Origin of the sequence: Leucobacter sp. UCD-THU (genome assembly GCF_000349545.1) — a bacterium.
GTDB classification, from domain to species: domain Bacteria; phylum Actinomycetota; class Actinomycetes; order Actinomycetales; family Microbacteriaceae; genus Leucobacter; species Leucobacter muris.
On sequence record NZ_KB714601.1, the window covers coordinates 234,581 to 249,783 of the forward strand.

The following is a 15,203-nucleotide window of genomic DNA, read 5'->3' on the forward strand; positions in this document are numbered from 1 at the left end:
GATCAGAACAGCCGGGCAACTGTACCAGCTTCGAGCCGCGGGCGCCACCCGGGCGCCCGGCACTACCCGGGCACCGGGCGTCCGAAGACGGGAGGGGCGGGATCACCCGAAGTTTTCGAAGATCTTTTCTGCAAACGACGNGCGGTTTGCCGTAAAACAGCTTCGAAAAGGGCGCCGCTAGAGCGAGCGGCGGCGCAGTGCCTGCGAGCCGATCGCCGCGCCGCCCAGCACGATCGTCGCGAGCGCCGCGATCCCGGTCCCGAGCACCGCGGTCTCCTCGGCGCCGGTGCGGGCGAGCTTCGCGCCCCCGGCCCCGCCGCCCGATGCGAGCGTGATGGTCTGCCACCCGATGAGCGTCCCGTCCGCGGCGTAGACCGCGAGGCTGTGCACCCCGCTCATGTCGGCCGGCAGCACGACCTCGACCGTGCCGGCCGCGCTCACGAGGTGCGCGCCGAGATGTCGGGGCTCGGAGAAGATGTAGACGTCGACGGTCTGGCCCGCCCACTCGGTGCCGACCTCGATCGTGATCGTGGCGCCCGGAGCGGCGGTCGGCGCGGCGCTGATGAGCCCCTCGGTCTCGGGGGTCAGATCGGACGGATTCGGAGCCGGCACGATCGGGGCCGGCGCGGTGGCGAAGGTGGTCGCGTGCCCGTTGAACGAGACGTTCTTCACGAGCGCCGCCCCCGCTTCGACGGTGAACCCGTGACCGATGATCTCGTAGTCGCCGAGCGCGGCGATGATCGCGTTCAGATCGGTGTAGGTGTTCGCCGGCACGGCGCCGAGGTCGCGCGATGAGGCCCACGGCAAGCCCGAGGTCAGCCGGCCGTCGGCCGGCACCGCGGCGCGCAGCGTGGTGAACTGCTGGCCGATCCGTCCCTCCTGCTGGAAGAAGACGGGGATCTGGGCTTCGAAGCCCCGGGCGCCCGCCTCGGCGGCGCCGTCGATGACGAAGCCCTCGTCGAGGATCTGCGGCAGCGAGTTGCGGGGGCGGGCATCGTCGGCGTAGCCGTTGATCAGCTGCGACTTGCCGGTGACCCGCAGACCGCTGACGTGATCGCCGCTCGGCGCGACGACCGACTCGAAGGTTCCGCGCGCCGCGGCATCCTCGACCTCTTCGTGCCAGCCGGCGTAGGCGTCCTCGCTCAGCTCGGCGCGCACGTAGATGCTGTCGGCGTGCACGAAGCCGGTGTCGGTTCCGCGCGGATCGGCGCTCGCCGGCGGTGCGGCGTAGAAGCGGGTGGTGACGCCGCCCGCGGTGAACGACGAGACGATGAGCTCGCTCGTCGGCCGGTCGACGAAGAAGCCCGCGCCGATCGCCCGCGGATCGCCGTTCGCCTCGAGCGCGGCGATGATCTGCGCGAGCGGGTACTCGTACTCCGCCCTGATCTCGGAGGCGGACCCCTCGGCCGGGATCGTGGCGGACGAGATCCACCGGTTGTCGTCGTGCGCGACGTTCTTGCGCAGCATGGTGAACTTCCAGGCGGCGCCGTCGTGGCCGTAGAACACCGGGATCTGGTAGGTCGTGCGCGACGGGTCCGAGATGGAGAGCGAGAGGCTCGCCGCCAGCTCGGCGATGGAGGCGGGATCCGCGAGCGCCTCGCCCGGCCCGACGAGGTCGTTATAGTTGCCCTTGATCGCGTGCACGACGCTGCCCGCCCCGACCGTGAAGCCGTTCGGGTGCTGCGCGGCCACCCCGTTGCTGCCCGGCTCGGGATCGAAGTGCCACTGATTGTAGAACTGGGACTCGGTCGCTGCATCGGTGGTCGTGACGATCTCCGCCGCCGGCAAGTAGACGTCGCTGCTCGGAACGGCCGTCGCTGCGGCGCCCCCGAGCGCGAGCGCCGAGACGGTGAGTCCGATGGCGGTCACCGCGGACAGTGCGCGCTTCAGTTTCATGTGGTTCAGTCCCCCAGGTCTGCGTTCGAACGAGGGCATCGTCGATACCGCCCGCGGCGCCCCCGCAAGCCATAGTAGACGGGATCCAATTTTTTTCAAGGTCTGAAACCGAATCGAGACCCGGGCACCGCACCCCGATCGCACCGGACGCCGGATCCGCTCCCTCCCCCGACACGCAGCAGGGGCGGGATCACCCGAAAGTGATCCCGCCCCTGCGTTGCTTCGCGTTGCGAAGAGCGGCAGTCTCGGAAGACTTAGGCGAGCTTGACGCCCGCGCCGGCCTCCTCGAGCTTGGCCTTGGCCGCCTCGGCGTCCTCCTTCTTCGCGCCCTCGAGCACGTTCTTGGGAGCCTCCTCGACGAGGGCCTTCGCCTCGCCCAGGCCCAGGCCGGTCAGCTCGCGCACGACCTTGATGACCTGGATCTTCTTGTCGCCGGCCGACTCGAGGACGACGTCGAACTCGTCCTTCTCCTCGACGGCCTCGGCAGCGCCACCGGCGGCCGGAGCAGCGGCGACGGCGACCGGGGCGGCAGCCGAAACGTCGAAGGTCTCCTCGAACGCCTTCACGAACTCCGAGAGCTCGATGAGGGTGAGCTCCTTGAACTGCTCGAGCAGCTCTTCAGTCGAAAGCTTAGCCATTGTGTATCTCCTTGATGTTTGCCCTCACGCGGTGCGCGAGAGGCGGGTGTATGTGTATCGAACCGGCGTGCGCCGAATCCTTACGCGTCCTGCTTCTCCTGCAGCGCGCCGAAGCCGCGTGCGGCCTTGGCGGGCAGAGCGTTGAACAGCTGTGCCGCACCGACCAGAGCAGCCTGCATGGCGCCGGCGGCCTTGGCCAGCAGCACCTCGCGGCTCTCGAGATCGGCAAGCTTGCCTACCTCAGCGGCGGTCAGGGCGTTGCCATCGAAGTAGCCCGCCTTCACCACCAAAAGAGGGTTTGCCTTGGCGAAGTCACGCAGAGCCTTGGCGACCGAGACGGTGTCACCGTGCACGAAGGCGAGCGCCGAAGGACCGGCGAGCTCGTCATCGAAAGCGGTGATCCCGGCGTTGTTGGCCGCAATCTTGGTCAGCGTGTTCTTCGCCACAGCGTACGTCGCGTGCTCGCGGATGCTGTTGCGGAGATTCCGCAACTCGGCAACCGTGAGACCGCGGTACTCAGTCAGCAGAACGGCGGTCGACTCTTCAAACTTCTGCTGAAGATCGGCAACCGTAGCGTCCTTCGTAGCCATGGCGCTCCCTAGCTTGTCGTACCCGTGCGGCGGCTGCCGCTCGGGGGCCGTGCCGCTCGGATGCTCCCCTGAAACGGGAAAAGCTCCGGCGCGCACGCACGGAGCTTCTGTGAAGAACGGGATCCGATCCCACTCTCAAGGAGTTCGTACCTGCGCAGGTCTTCGCTCTCGCGAACGTTCCGGGATCCTCACGGACCCTACCGACGGTCTTTGGCCGTCGGCAACTCTATCACACGAACCGACGATCGGCGATTCGGGGCGCGGGACCGGAACCAGGGCGAACACCCGGGCGATCCTCGGCTCCCGCACCCCGATCCCCGAGAGATCAGTTCGCCGGCTTCAGCATATAGCCCGCACCCCGCACCGTGTGCACCATCGGGTCGCGACCCGCATCCACCTTCTTGCGCAGATAGGAGATGTAGAGCTCGACCACCGTCGACTTGCCGTTGAAGTCGTAGGCCCACACGCGGTCGAGGATCTGCGCCTTCGACAGCACGCGGTTCGGGTTGCGCATCAGGTAGCGCAGCAGCTCGAACTCGGTGTTCGTGACCGTGATCGGCTCGCCTGCGCGCTCCACCTCGTAGCTGTCCTCGTTGAGTGTGAGATCGCCCACGCGCAGCACCGGATCGGGTTCCTGCGCAAGCGCCACCTGAGAGCGGCGCACCAGCCCGCGCAGGCGGGCGATGAGCTCCTCGAGGCTGAACGGCTTCACCACGTAGTCGTCCCCGCCTGCGGTGAGTCCGTTCACGCGATCCTCGACCGAGTCGAGCGCCGTGAGGAACAGCACCGGGAACATGCGCCCGTCCGAGCGCACCCGGGACAGCAGCTGCATCCCGTCGAAGTCGGGCAGCAGAATGTCGAACACGGCGACATCGGGCTCGAAGGAGCGGATCTTCTGGAGCGCTTCCTCGCCGTTCACGGCGGTCTCGACATCCCACCCCTCGTACCGCAGCGCCATTGCGACGAGCTGCGTGATCGATTCCTCGTCATCGACGACGAGAGCGCGCACTTTCCCACCATCGGCGCGCTTCAATGCCTGAGATTCCATGTTCTGAGTGCCCTTCTCATCTGGCACGAATCGCGCTGAGAAGAAGTCAACGCCGAAGCGCACCAGATCGATATTTCCCCCCCGAGACCCGAATTCATGTGTGCACTCGGGGAACTTGTCTTCACGAGCCTAGTGCTTTCCTTTCCAGAGTTGCACCCAACAGCTGATGAGCATCCAGCTCTCTCGCTGTATTGTCAGCGAACTTTCCGATTCGCGGCAGGTAATCCGGCCTGTGCAGGGCTTTTGCGCGACAGTAGGGAGTTTTCGGGGCTCTCGGGCGAGCCCGGATCGCCGTCTCGGGCGAGGCATGGAAGACTGGTGCGGTGACCGATCTGCTCCCCGCCTACCTGCACCGGATGGTGACCGACGGCACGGATCGCATGGCCTGGATGCGCGCACGAGCTCGCGGCATCACCGCGACCGATGTGGCGAAGCTGACCAGCCGGCGCTCGATCGAGGCCGCCGCCCACGAGAAGCTGCACGGCAGCCGCTTCACCGGCAACGCCTACACCGCGCACGGCAAGGCGCGCGAGCCCGAGATCGCCGCGTGGGTGCTGCGGGAGCACGAGATCTCGCCGAGCCAGGCCCTCTTCCACGCCGAGGCCGATCTGCGGCACCTCGCCACCCCAGACGGGCTCGCCCATCGGGACCGCGGCACCGTCGAACTCGCCGAGATCAAGACCACCAACAAGGAGTGGCGCTCGATCCCGCGCAACTATCTGCGCCAGGTCTGGTGGCAGCAGTACGTGCTCGGCGCCGAGCGCACGCTCGTGGTGTGGGAGCGGCACGAGAACTTCGTGCCCGTCGGCGATCCGGAGTGCCGCTGGGTGGATCGCGACGAGAGCGAGATCGAGCGGCTCGTGAACCTCGCCGGGCAGCTGATCGACGTGCTCATCACCCGCACGACCTGAGACCGCGAACGTCCCGCGGTCTCCTCGCAAGCCGCTGAGCAATGAGCGGCCGGGCGGCGCGGCTCATCGACGGGCGCGCATCACCAGAACGAGACCGGCCCGGCCTGATCCTGCGGGAGCGCGGCCGCGGGGGCCGCCGCAGCGCCCGGCAGGTTCGCGAGCCGCTGCTCGACCCGCGCCGAGTGCTCGTAGTTGCGCTCCATCAGCTCTTGCAGGGCGTCGGCGACGCGCTCGCTGTCCGGCACGTCCACCAGCGTGAGGCTCTCGGCCCCGTGCAGCAGCTCGATGTCGCCCGCGCCCCACACCCGCTGGCCCAGCCCGCGGCGCGAGCGCACCTCGCGCACCCGCCCGAGCGGCACCTCGCTGCGCTGCCGCGAGAAGAGGCCCTGGCGCCGGATCACGCGCCGCGTGGTCACCGTGGTGCGGTGGGCGAGCCAGGAGAAGACGGGCAGCACCCCGAGCAGCAGGGCGAGCAGGATCCCGCCCGCGGCGGCCGCGAGGTTCATCCACGCGGCGGGGAGCGCGCCCACCCAGAAGCCGGCGGCGCCGGCGATCGCGACCAGTGCGAGCACCGGCCACACGAGACGCCGCCCGTGCCGCCGGAACCGCAGCACCACGATCTCCGGCTGCGAGTAGCTCGCCGGAGCGGGGCCGAGCACCGACTCGACCTCCGCCGTCATCGATCGTGGGCTGCGGGAGGGCATACCCCTATTCTGCCGGGTTCTGCTGAGGCGCGGCGCCGAAGCCGTCGAGGCCGTTCACCGCGGTGCTCCCCGCGCGCTGCGCCGCGTCACCCGCGGCGTCGGCGACGGAGCCCGCGGCGTCGGCGGCCTCCGACGCGGTGCGGGACGCCGTAGCCGCGAGGTCCTGAGCCGCGTCGGCCAGGCGCTCGGCGGTGCGGGGGTCGTTGCCCGAACCGCGACCGGAGACGGCCTCTTCCCGCTGCGCGGGATCCGAATCGGCCCGGTCGGCCTGCGGCTTCGCCTGGGAGGCGCGCCCGGCGGCGGCGCCCGCGGCGCCGCCCGCGACCACGCCGTTGAGCATGCCGACGAGATCGATGCCCACGGTCTCGCGCGCCATCTCGAGCATGCCCTTGATGTTGCCCATGGCGTCGCCGGTCACCTTCGACGAGCCGTCGGCCGAGACCACGGTCATGTTGTCGATCGCGCCGATCGCCTGCGCGTACTCGCCGGCGATCTCGGGCAGCAGGTGGATGAGCTCCTGCGCGAGCACCGCCTGCGACTGCGTCTCGAGCGCGCGGGCGCGGGCGTCGATGGCCGCGGCCTCGGCCGTGCCCTTCGCCTCGAGCGCCGCGGCCTCGGCGCGACCTTCCGCTTCGAGCGCCTCGGACGCCGCGATACGGGCGGCCCGGTTCGCGAGACCCTCGCGCTCGATCGCCTTGGCGCGGCCCTCCGCCGCGGACACCGAGGCGGTGGCCTCGGCCTTCGCGAGCGCCTCGACCCGGTAGGCCTCGGCCTCGGCGACGGCGCGCACGTCGGCGTTCAGCTTCTCGGTGCGCAGCGCCACCTCCTTCTGCGCGGTGATCTGCTGCTGCTCGACGATGGCCTGCTGCTGGATGGCCTGCTCGAGGGGCTCGGCCGCCGAGGCCTGCGCCGTCGCCTTGTCGGTCTCGGCCTGGATCTCGGCCTGGCGCAGCTTCAGCTCGCGATTGCGGTCGAGCAGCACCTTCTCGGCCGAGATCTTCGCCTCCTGCGAGGCCTGGTAGGCGTTGGTCTCGGCGATGTCGGCCGCCTGGCGCACCTTCGCCGCCTCGGGGCGACCGATGTTCGCGATGTAGTCGGCGGCGTCGCGGATCTCCTGGATCTGCAGGGTGTCGACCACGAGGCCCTGCTTGGTGAGCGCTTCCTCGGCGGCCTCGAGCACGCTCTGGGCCACAACCGCGCGGTCGCGAATGATCTGCAGCACCGTCAGCCCGCCGATGATCGAGCGCAGCGAGCCCGACAGCACCTCCTGCGTCGACTCGTCGATCTCGTCGGAGTTCGAGAGGAATCGCTGGGCGGCGGCGCGGATCATCTCCTGCGTGCCGCCCACCTTCACGACGGCGACGGCCTGCGCCTGGATGGTGATGCCGTCGGTGGTCTGCGCCTCAGTGGTGATGGAGAGGCGGCGCGAGCGCAGCGAGATGGTGAACGACTTCTGCACGAACGGCACGACGAACACGCCGCCGCCCGTGACGACCTTCTGCCCCGACAGGTCGCGCGACTTGTGCCCTGCGGCGTCGACGACCTCCTTGCCCTTGCCTCCGGTGACGATGATCGCCTCATCCGGTTTGGCGATGCGGTACCGCTTGATGATGACGAGTGCCACCAGTACCAGCGCGATGACCGCGCCGAAGATACCGATGATCGCCGGGCTTGCGAGCAACATTCATTCTCCGTTCATTGAGGGGGGTCTGCTGCGGGATCGGGGCCGGACGGGCCGGGCGCCTGCTCCGGAGCGGCGGGCGGCACGAGCGGCTCGACGCGCACCGATGTGGAGGTGACGGTCTGGGTGACGCGCACCGCCGCCCCGCGCGGGATCGCGGTGTCGGCAGATGCGGCCAGCGAGATGCGCTCGCCGTGGCGCGTGATCGCGACCTCGCCGAGCCCGCCCTCGGGGATCGCGAGCACGACCGCGCCCTCGGATCCCACCAGGTCGACGCCGCTCACGGCTGTGCTCGACTCGGCTCCGCGGATCATGCGCGACAGCCACCAGGCGGCCGCGCCTCCGACCACGCCCGCCAGGGAGCCGACGATCGCGGCCATCGGCGTCGCCATGCCGGCGCCCACGCTCGCGAACGAGGTGAAGCCGAAGATCGCGGTGAACGCGGCGATGGTGGTGAGGCTGAGGGGGCCGTCGCCGAAGTCGAAGGCGTCGAAGATGCCGTCGAGCAGCAGGGACACGAGCAGCAGCACGCCGCCGACGATGCCGATGATGAGGAAGATGCCGCCCGTGACCAACGAGCCGTCGAGCAGTCGCTCGAACCAGTTCATGATGCCGTCCATCGAGGGCCTCCTCTCATGCGGTCCGGTACTGGCAGCGTATCAAGGCGCCCGGCGGGGCGTCACGGACGGGTGTCGCGCGGCGCCGTGCAACCGCGGCACCGCGCCGATCAGTTCGCGACCGTACGCGGTGCGGGGGGCGGTGAAGAAGGCGGATCCGCCGCTCTCGACGGCCTCGCCCCCGCGCATCACCAGCACCGCCTCGCACAGCTCGTGCACGACGGCGAGGTCGTGCGAGACGAGCACGAGCGTCACCCCGGGCTCGCGCCGCAGCTCCTGCAGCAGCGCGACCACACTCGCCTGCACCGACACGTCGAGCGCGCTCGTCGGCTCGTCGGCGACGATCACCCGCGGCTGCACCGCGAGCGCGCGGGCGAGCGCGACCCGCTGGCGCTGACCGCCGGAGAGCTCGTGCGGGTACGCATGCGCGAGCGCGGGATCGAGGCGCACCGACTCGAGCAGTTCGGCGATGCGGGCGCGGCGCGGCGCGGCGCGGCGGACGAGCCCGTGCACGCGCAGCAGCTCCTCCAGCGTCTGCGCCACGGTCATGCGCGGGTCGAGGGACGAGTATGGGTCCTGCGGCACGAGCTGCACCGCCCGCAGCTCCGCGCGGCTCCGCCGAGGCGGCTGGGGGCGGCCGTCGAGCAGGATCTCGCCCTCGGTCAGCGGCAGCTGCCCGACGATGGCGCGGGCGAGCGTCGTCTTGCCCGACCCCGACTCCCCCACGATGCCGAGCGCGCCGCCTCGCGCGACCGCCAGCGAGACGCCGTCGACGGCGACCGACCGACCGTACCTCACCTGCGCGCCGCGCACCTCGAGCGCGGGCTGCGACCGCTGCCCGTCTTCGCGCCCCGCGGGTTCCGCCTCCAGGGGCTCGGCCGCATCCGCGGGATCGGGGGCGGGATCGGGCAGCGTCGGCACGGCCTCGAGCAGGCTGCGGGTATAGGGGTCGCGGGCGCTTCGCACCACCTGCTGCGTCGCACCCGTCTCGACGGCGCGCCCGCCGCGCATCACGACGATCCGCTCGCACATCGAGGCGACGACGGCGAGGTCGTGGCTCACGAACACGAGCGTGATGCCGCGGGTGCGGCGCAGCTCGTCGAGCAGATCGAGCACCCGGCGCTGCACGGTCACGTCGAGTGCGGTGGTGGGCTCGTCGCAGAGCAGCACCGCCGGGTCTCCGGCGAGGGCCATGGCGATCACCACCCGCTGCCGCTGACCGCCCGAGAGCTGATGCGGGTAGGCGCGCGCGATGCGCTGCGGGTCGGGCAGGCGCACCTGCTCGAGCAGTTCGAGCACGCGCCTGCGTGCCGCCCCGCGGGGCCCGCCGTCCGAGGCCTCGACCGCCTCGCGCAGTTGCACGCCGACGCGCGTCAGGGGGTCGAGGGCCGTGAGCGGGTCCTGGAAGACCATGCGCACCGGCCCGCCGGCGGCGGCCGCGCCCTCCGCGACGCGCGTGCCGGCGGGCAGCATGCCGAGCAGGGCGCGGAGGGTGAGGCTCTTGCCCGATCCCGACTCGCCGACGATGCCGAGCGCCTCGCCGGGCCGCACCTCGAACGAGACGCCGTCGACGAGCGCGGGCCTGCGGCCCCCCGAGTCGCGCGCGCCGTGCCCGACCGCCTCCACCCGGAGGCCGCGCACGCGCACCTCGCCCGGCTCGAGCCGTCCCGCACCGTGCGGGGCCGACGGCCCCGACCTTCGAAGACGGGTCGCGAGCCGCTGCCCGCCGAGCGGGAGACCGCCGCGCCCGTCGCCCCGCTCGCCGCGGCGGGCGACGCCCTCGTCGCCGATGCGCAGCGCGTCGCCGACCCCGTCGCCGAGCAGCGAGAGGGCCACCCCCGTCAGCACGACCGCGAGGCCGGGCAGCGCCGACAACCACCAGTGGGTGGTGATGAAGGCCTGCCCGTCGGAGATCATGGTGCCCCAGTCGGGCGTGGGCGGTTGGATGCCGAGGCCGAGGTAGCCGAGGGTGACGATCGCCACCATGATGAGCACGATCTCGGTGGCGAGCAGCACGATCGCCTGCGGCAGCACGTTCGGCAGCAGGTGCCGCAGCAGCACGCGCGCGTGAGACAGCCCGCCGCCGCGCGCCGCCTGCACCCAGCCCGCCTCGCGCAGCGACGCGGTCATCGCGCGCAGCACCCGGGCGTATCCCACCCACCCCACCAGAGCGAAGGCGACGATGATGCCGCCCTCGCCGGCGCCCACCGCGAAGACGATCGCGATGACGATCACGTAGAAGGGGAAGGCGATCACGGTGTCGATGACGCGGGAGCCGACCCAGTCGACCGCGCCGCCGAAGTAGCCGGTGACGAGGCCGACCGTCACCCCGATCGCGAACGGCGCGAGCGCGGCGAGCACCGCCACGCGCAGGTCGGTCTGCGCGGCGAAGAGCATGCGCGAGAGCACGTCGCGGCCCAGCTGGTCGGTGCCGAACCAGTGCTCGGGCGAGGGCGGCAGTAGACCTCCGGTGAGGTTCTGCGCGTTCGGAGGGTACGGCGCCAGCGCGGGGGCGAGCAGCGCGGCGAGCAGGATCAGCGCGAACAGCGTCGCCCCCGCCACGAATGCGGGTGACCGTCGCAGGCGGCGCAGGGCGTTCATCGCGCGGCCCCCTCGGCGGCCGACCGCGTCGCCTCGGGCTGCTCGCCCACGCGCAGGCGCGGATCGAGCAGCGCCGCGAGCACCCCCGCCAACGTGGTGACCAGCACCACCAGCACGGCGCAGGTGAGTGCCACGCCCTGCACCACCGGGAAGTCGCGGCTGCCGATCGACTGGAACAGCAGCGTGCCGAGCCCGTCGATGCCGAACACCTTCTCGACCACCAGGGTGCCGCCGATGAGGTACGCCGTGTTGACGCTCAGCAGCGTGAGCGTGGGCAGCGCCGCCCCGCGCACCACGTGCCGCCAGAGGATGCGGCGCTCGGGCACGCGCGCCGCGCGCAGCGTCGTCACGAAGTCGGCGCCCAGCACCTCGAGCAGCTGGGCTCGCAGCGAGCGGATGAGCGGCGGGGCCATGCCGAGGGCGACGGCGAGCGCGGGCAGGAAGAGGCTGCGCAGCGGCTCGCCGGGGCCGGATCCGACGCCGCCCACCGGGAACCACCGCAGCTGCACCCCGAACACGATGATGAGCAGCAGGCCGATCCAGAAGAGGGGCATGCCCATGCCGACGGCGGGCAGCACGCGCACCGCGTGGTCCACCCAGCTGTCGCGGCGCAGCGCGGCCGCGAGCGCGAGCGGCACCGCGATGAGCACCGCGAGCGCGACGGCGAGCACCACGATGCCGAGGCTCACCGGCGCCTTGGCGAGGATCAGGTCGCGCGTCGGAACCCCGGTGACGAGCGAGTCGCCGGTGTCGAAGCGGGTGGCCACCTGCACCGCGAAGTCGGTGAACTGCCGCCACAGCGGCTGATCGAGCCCGAGCTGCGCGCGCAGCTGCGCGACCGACTCGGGGGTGGCCCGCTCGCCGAGGATCATGGCCGCGGGATCGCCCGGCACCATGCGCAGCAGGAAGAAGACCGCGACCACCACCCCGAGCACGACCGGCACGATGCGAGCGGCGATCCTGCCCGCCGCTCGCAGCACCCGTCGCGCCCGCTGGTTCTTCACGGTCTCACCCTACTTGCGACCTCCGACATCGACTCGGCCTGCCGACGCGGCCCGCCCGCGGGCTCCGCCCCGCAGCGGCGCGCCCGAAGACCGCAGCGGAGCCGCGATGCCCCGCCTCGCACGAGACGGGGCCTCGCGGCTCGCGCCTCGGGCGCCAGAGGCGCCCTACTGCCCGCCGCCGGTCAGCCAGACGTCCTCGAAGCGCACGCTCGAGTTCGGCAGCACGGTGAAGCCGTGCACGTCGCCGGTCGTGGCCTTCAGGTTGGCGGGGAAAAACAGCGGAATGTAGGGCGCGTCGTCGGCGAGGATCTGCTGGATCTCGCGGTACACGGCCTCCCGCTCGTCGCCGGCGGGCATCGTGCGGCCCTCGTGCATCAGCTCGGTGACCCGGTCGTCCGTGTAGTGCGTCCAGTACGACTTGCTGAAGCCCTCGGGATCGGCCTGGAAGGTGATGAAGCCGTTGGGGTCCGGGGCGTCCGACTGGCCGCTGTTGATCATGAAGTCGTAGTCGTAGGCGAAGAAGCGCTCGCGGAAGACCGCGATGTCGAGCTGCTCGATCTCGACGTCGATGCCGATCTGCGCCAGTGACTCCTGCACGATCTGCGCGATCTGGGCGCGCTGCGAGTTGCCGCTCGCGATGAGCAGCGTCGTCTCGAACCCGTCGGGATAGGCCGACTGGGCGAGCTCGGCCTTCGCGGCGTCGACGTCGAAGTCGAGCGCCTCGACCGTGTCGTTCGCCGAGTAGGTGATGGTGGGCGGCAGCAGCGCGTTCGCGACCTCGGCGGTGCCGAAGGTGGTCGCCGAGGTGATGCCCTCGCGGTCGAGCGCGTGCGCGATGGCGCGGCGCACATGGGGATCGGCGAACTGCTCGCGCTGTGTGTTGAAGAAGATCTGCTCGGTCGACCAGCCGTCGGTCTGCGAGAGCACCGTGTCGGCTGCCGCGTCGACCTCGGCGGCGTTCGCGGCCGGGACGGTGTCGATCGCGTCGATCTGGCCGGCGGCCAGCTGCTGCCGCAGCTGCGTGTCGTCGGCGATGAACTTGTAGACGAGCCCGTCGAGGTAGGGCTTGCCCTCCTGCCAGTAGTGCTCGTTCTTCACAAACGAGATGTCGCCGTTGGGATCCCACTCGTCGACCGCGAAGGGGCCGGTGCCGACCGGATTCTGGAAGAACTCCTCCTCGGTCGCGCCGCCGAAGTCGGCGGGGAGGATGCCGTTCGAGAAGCCCGACAGCTCCGACAGGAACGGCGTGTACGGCGTCTCGAGCGTGATCGTCACCTCGCGCTCGCCGGTGGCCTCGATGCTCGCGATGGGCGCGGTCAGCGGCAGCGGGCCGCCCACCTCGAGGTGGCGGTTCAGCGAGAACACGACGTCGTCGGGGGTGACGTCGTCGCCGTTCGAGAAGGCGAGGCCCTCGCGCAGCGTGAAGGTGTAGACGAGGCCGTCGTCGCTCTCGTCGTACTCGGCCAGCCAGGGGCCGATCTCGCCGTGCTCGTCGAACGCGACGAGCGGCTCGAAGATCTTGTCGATCGCGAAGGCGTTGTTCGCGGTGATCTGCTGGTTGAGATCGAGGTCGTTCACCGAGGCGACCCGGCCGAAGGTGAGGGTGCCGCCTGTGACCGGGGTGGCGGAGTCGCCCTCGCCCTGCGGGCTCGCGCCTCCGGCGCAGGCGCTGAGCAGCAGGGCCGCGGCGGCGAGCGAGGCGGTCGCGAGCGCGAGGCGTCGGCGCGTCTCGGTGTGGGGCTGTCTGGGCACGGGGGCTCCTCGGGGTGCGATTCGGGATCGGGCGCTGGCGCGCCGCATCGTGGTCTATCTCAATACGCTAACCGAGCGCTTATCAATGGACCACTTCTGCGCGACGTCGCAGAACCACCCTCGCCCCGAGCCTCCCCGCCCTCGCGCGCTTCCAATCACGACGGGGTGACTCTCGACCGTGTGTCTCCCCGGCACGGGGCCGGAAGGGACCCGATTCCGACGGGGCGAAGGCATCGACAGCGCACACTGAGGAGCAGCCCTCCGAGCCGGGCGGTTGCGGCGGGGCGGGAGCCGTGCGGGAGCCGTGCGGGAGCCGGGCGGGCGATCAGACCGCGCTGGGCGCAGCGGGGCCGATCAGCCGCGCGCGCAGCGCAGCGGGGTCGATCGCACTGCCGCCGAGCAGCACCGCGGCGATGGACTCGGGATCGCTCAGCGCGCCGGGCTGCGAGGGGTCTCGGCGCAGGATCACACCGTCGGCGACGGCGCCCTCGACGATCCGCCCGGCGAGCGCAGCGGGATCCGGCGCACCAGTGCGCTCCCGAACCGCAGCGGGATCCGGCGGCGCGACCCGCGCGAGCAGTTGCGCACCCGAGCGCGTGGCCGCCAGCAGCGCCTCCCCCGGCGTGAGCCCCGCACCGACGAGCGCGTCGAACTCGCGGGCGTTGGCGCCGTGCTGCTGCGGGGTGCCGTAGTCGGTGCCGAGCGCGACCCGCAGCCCCGCATCGCGGGCGCGCAGCACGGCGCGCGGGTGCGCGCCGACCGCCTCGTCGACCCGCGCCCGGAGCGCCGCGGGCAGCGAGCCGGCATCGATCATGCGCTGCACGAGCCTGTAGATGCGCAGCGTCGGCACGAGCGTCATGTCGCGCTCCGCGGCCCGCGCGGCCTGCTGGTCGCTGAGGAAGATCCCGTGCTCGATGCTCAGCGCCCCGGCCTCGATCGCGTCGTCGATCGCCCGGCCGCCCCACGCGTGCACCATCACGCCGGCGCCCGCTCGCTCGGCCCGCACCGCGGCATCGCGCACCTCGGTCGCGGTGAACACGGGATCGAGCCCCGCGCCGGGCGGCGATCCGATGCCCGCCGTGCCGTAGAGCTTCACCCAGCGCGCGCCCGCCTCGAGCACGGCTTCGACGGCGCGGTCGAGGCCGCCCGCTTCGTCTGCGGCCCGCCGGTCGATGATGCGGACCGAGAGTTGGGTCCGGGGCCGCGCGGAAGGCGGGATCGTGCGCAGCGCGTCGGCCGCGAGACCTCCGGCGTCGCGCGCGCTCGTGAACCCCGCCGCGAGCGTCAGAGCGAGGGCCCGCTCCGTGGCGGCGAGCGTCTGCGCCTCGCTCAGACGAGCGCGGTCGTCGGCGTCGAAGGCGTGCCACGCGGCGTGCAGGTGGGCGTCGACGAGGCCCGGGATCAGCCAGAGCTCGTCGGCGCCCCAGCTCGTCGGGGCGAGATCGGTCTCGCGCTCGCGTCCCCCGAGCGAGAAGACGCCGGCGCCCCACGAGACGCGGCACGGCGCGGTGAAGCCGCCGCGCTCATCGAGGATCCGGATCCCGCGCACCGCGTCGCCGCCGCTCGCGGATGGCACCGTCCCACTGCTCACGCTCACTCCATCCCGTTGCCATCGCACCACACCCGCAGCACGCTCGCGCCGCTCACGAACGGCGCTCGCACGGGCTGCGCCGCCGATCCGAGACGGCGAATCGCCACCGCCCGCGATCGCAGCAGCAATCTAGCACTCCCGATTCGGGGGAGGCTCGGCTGCCGCGCAGC

12 protein-coding genes are annotated in these 15,203 nt (G+C 71.5%); 1 reads left to right on the plus strand and 11 read right to left on the minus strand.

All coding sequences use genetic code 11. From position 1 onward, the window contains the following. Nucleotides 1–177: 177 nt before the first annotated feature. The 4 genes from H490_RS22120 to H490_RS22135 form a co-directional block, all read right to left on the minus strand. Entirely contained in the window at nucleotides 178–1,896 is a 1,719-nt protein-coding gene (locus H490_RS22120; RefSeq protein ID WP_017883631.1) for a hypothetical protein, read from the minus strand. 254 nt (nucleotides 1,897–2,150) lie between these two features. Further along, entirely contained in the window at nucleotides 2,151–2,534 is a 384-nt protein-coding gene (rplL, locus tag H490_RS22125) for a 50S ribosomal protein L7/L12 (protein ID WP_017883632.1), read from the minus strand. 80 nt (nucleotides 2,535–2,614) lie between these two features. Then, complete coding sequence (rplJ, locus tag H490_RS22130; protein ID WP_017883633.1) at nucleotides 2,615–3,124, minus strand: 50S ribosomal protein L10; 510 nt, start codon at nucleotides 3,122–3,124, stop codon at nucleotides 2,615–2,617. A gap of 325 nt (nucleotides 3,125–3,449) precedes the next feature. Then, nucleotides 3,450–4,172 carry a response regulator transcription factor gene (locus H490_RS22135; protein ID WP_031289882.1) on the minus strand — a complete coding sequence of 241 codons (723 nt, stop codon included), beginning with the start codon at nucleotides 4,170–4,172 and terminating at the stop codon, nucleotides 3,450–3,452. Between the two features lie 356 nt (nucleotides 4,173–4,528). Here H490_RS22135 and H490_RS22140 point away from each other — a divergent pair, with 356 nt between their 5' ends. Then, complete coding sequence (locus H490_RS22140; RefSeq protein ID WP_041205270.1) at nucleotides 4,529–5,083, plus strand: YqaJ viral recombinase family protein; 555 nt, start codon at nucleotides 4,529–4,531, stop codon at nucleotides 5,081–5,083. 80 nt (nucleotides 5,084–5,163) lie between these two features. Here the strand turns inward: H490_RS22140 and H490_RS22145 are convergent, their stop codons facing one another. The 7 genes from H490_RS22145 to H490_RS22175 all read right to left on the minus strand — a co-directional run bounded on the left by H490_RS22145 (nucleotide 5,164) and on the right by H490_RS22175 (nucleotide 15,033). Next, a complete protein-coding gene (locus tag H490_RS22145; protein WP_152424217.1) occupies nucleotides 5,164–5,787 on the minus strand; it encodes a PH domain-containing protein in 624 nt (207 codons plus the stop codon). A 4-nt stretch (nucleotides 5,788–5,791) separates the two neighbouring features. Continuing rightward, on the minus strand, nucleotides 5,792–7,471 hold the full coding sequence (locus H490_RS22150) for an SPFH domain-containing protein (protein ID WP_017883637.1): 1,680 nt from the start codon (nucleotides 7,469–7,471) through the stop codon (nucleotides 5,792–5,794). 11 nt (nucleotides 7,472–7,482) lie between these two features. Then, nucleotides 7,483–8,088, minus strand: a complete 606-nt coding sequence (locus tag H490_RS22155) for an NfeD family protein (RefSeq protein WP_017883638.1) — start codon at nucleotides 8,086–8,088, stop codon at nucleotides 7,483–7,485. A 39-nt stretch (nucleotides 8,089–8,127) separates the two neighbouring features. Continuing rightward, nucleotides 8,128–10,686 carry an ATP-binding cassette domain-containing protein gene (locus H490_RS22160; RefSeq protein ID WP_069187458.1) on the minus strand — a complete coding sequence of 853 codons (2,559 nt, stop codon included), beginning with the start codon at nucleotides 10,684–10,686 and terminating at the stop codon, nucleotides 8,128–8,130. Continuing rightward, a complete protein-coding gene (locus tag H490_RS22165; protein ID WP_017883640.1) occupies nucleotides 10,683–11,690 on the minus strand; it encodes an ABC transporter permease in 1,008 nt (335 codons plus the stop codon). The genes H490_RS22160 and H490_RS22165 overlap by 4 nt, the downstream gene beginning before the upstream one ends. Nucleotides 11,691–11,855: 165 nt before the next feature. Next, nucleotides 11,856–13,442 carry an ABC transporter substrate-binding protein gene (locus H490_RS22170; protein ID WP_017883641.1) on the minus strand — a complete coding sequence of 529 codons (1,587 nt, stop codon included), beginning with the start codon at nucleotides 13,440–13,442 and terminating at the stop codon, nucleotides 11,856–11,858. Between the two features lie 325 nt (nucleotides 13,443–13,767). After that, the gene (locus H490_RS22175) at nucleotides 13,768–15,033 is read right to left on the minus strand and encodes an amidohydrolase family protein (protein ID WP_228407095.1); all 1,266 of its coding nucleotides are present in this window, start codon (nucleotides 15,031–15,033) and stop codon (nucleotides 13,768–13,770) included. Nucleotides 15,034–15,203 lie beyond the last annotated feature (170 nt).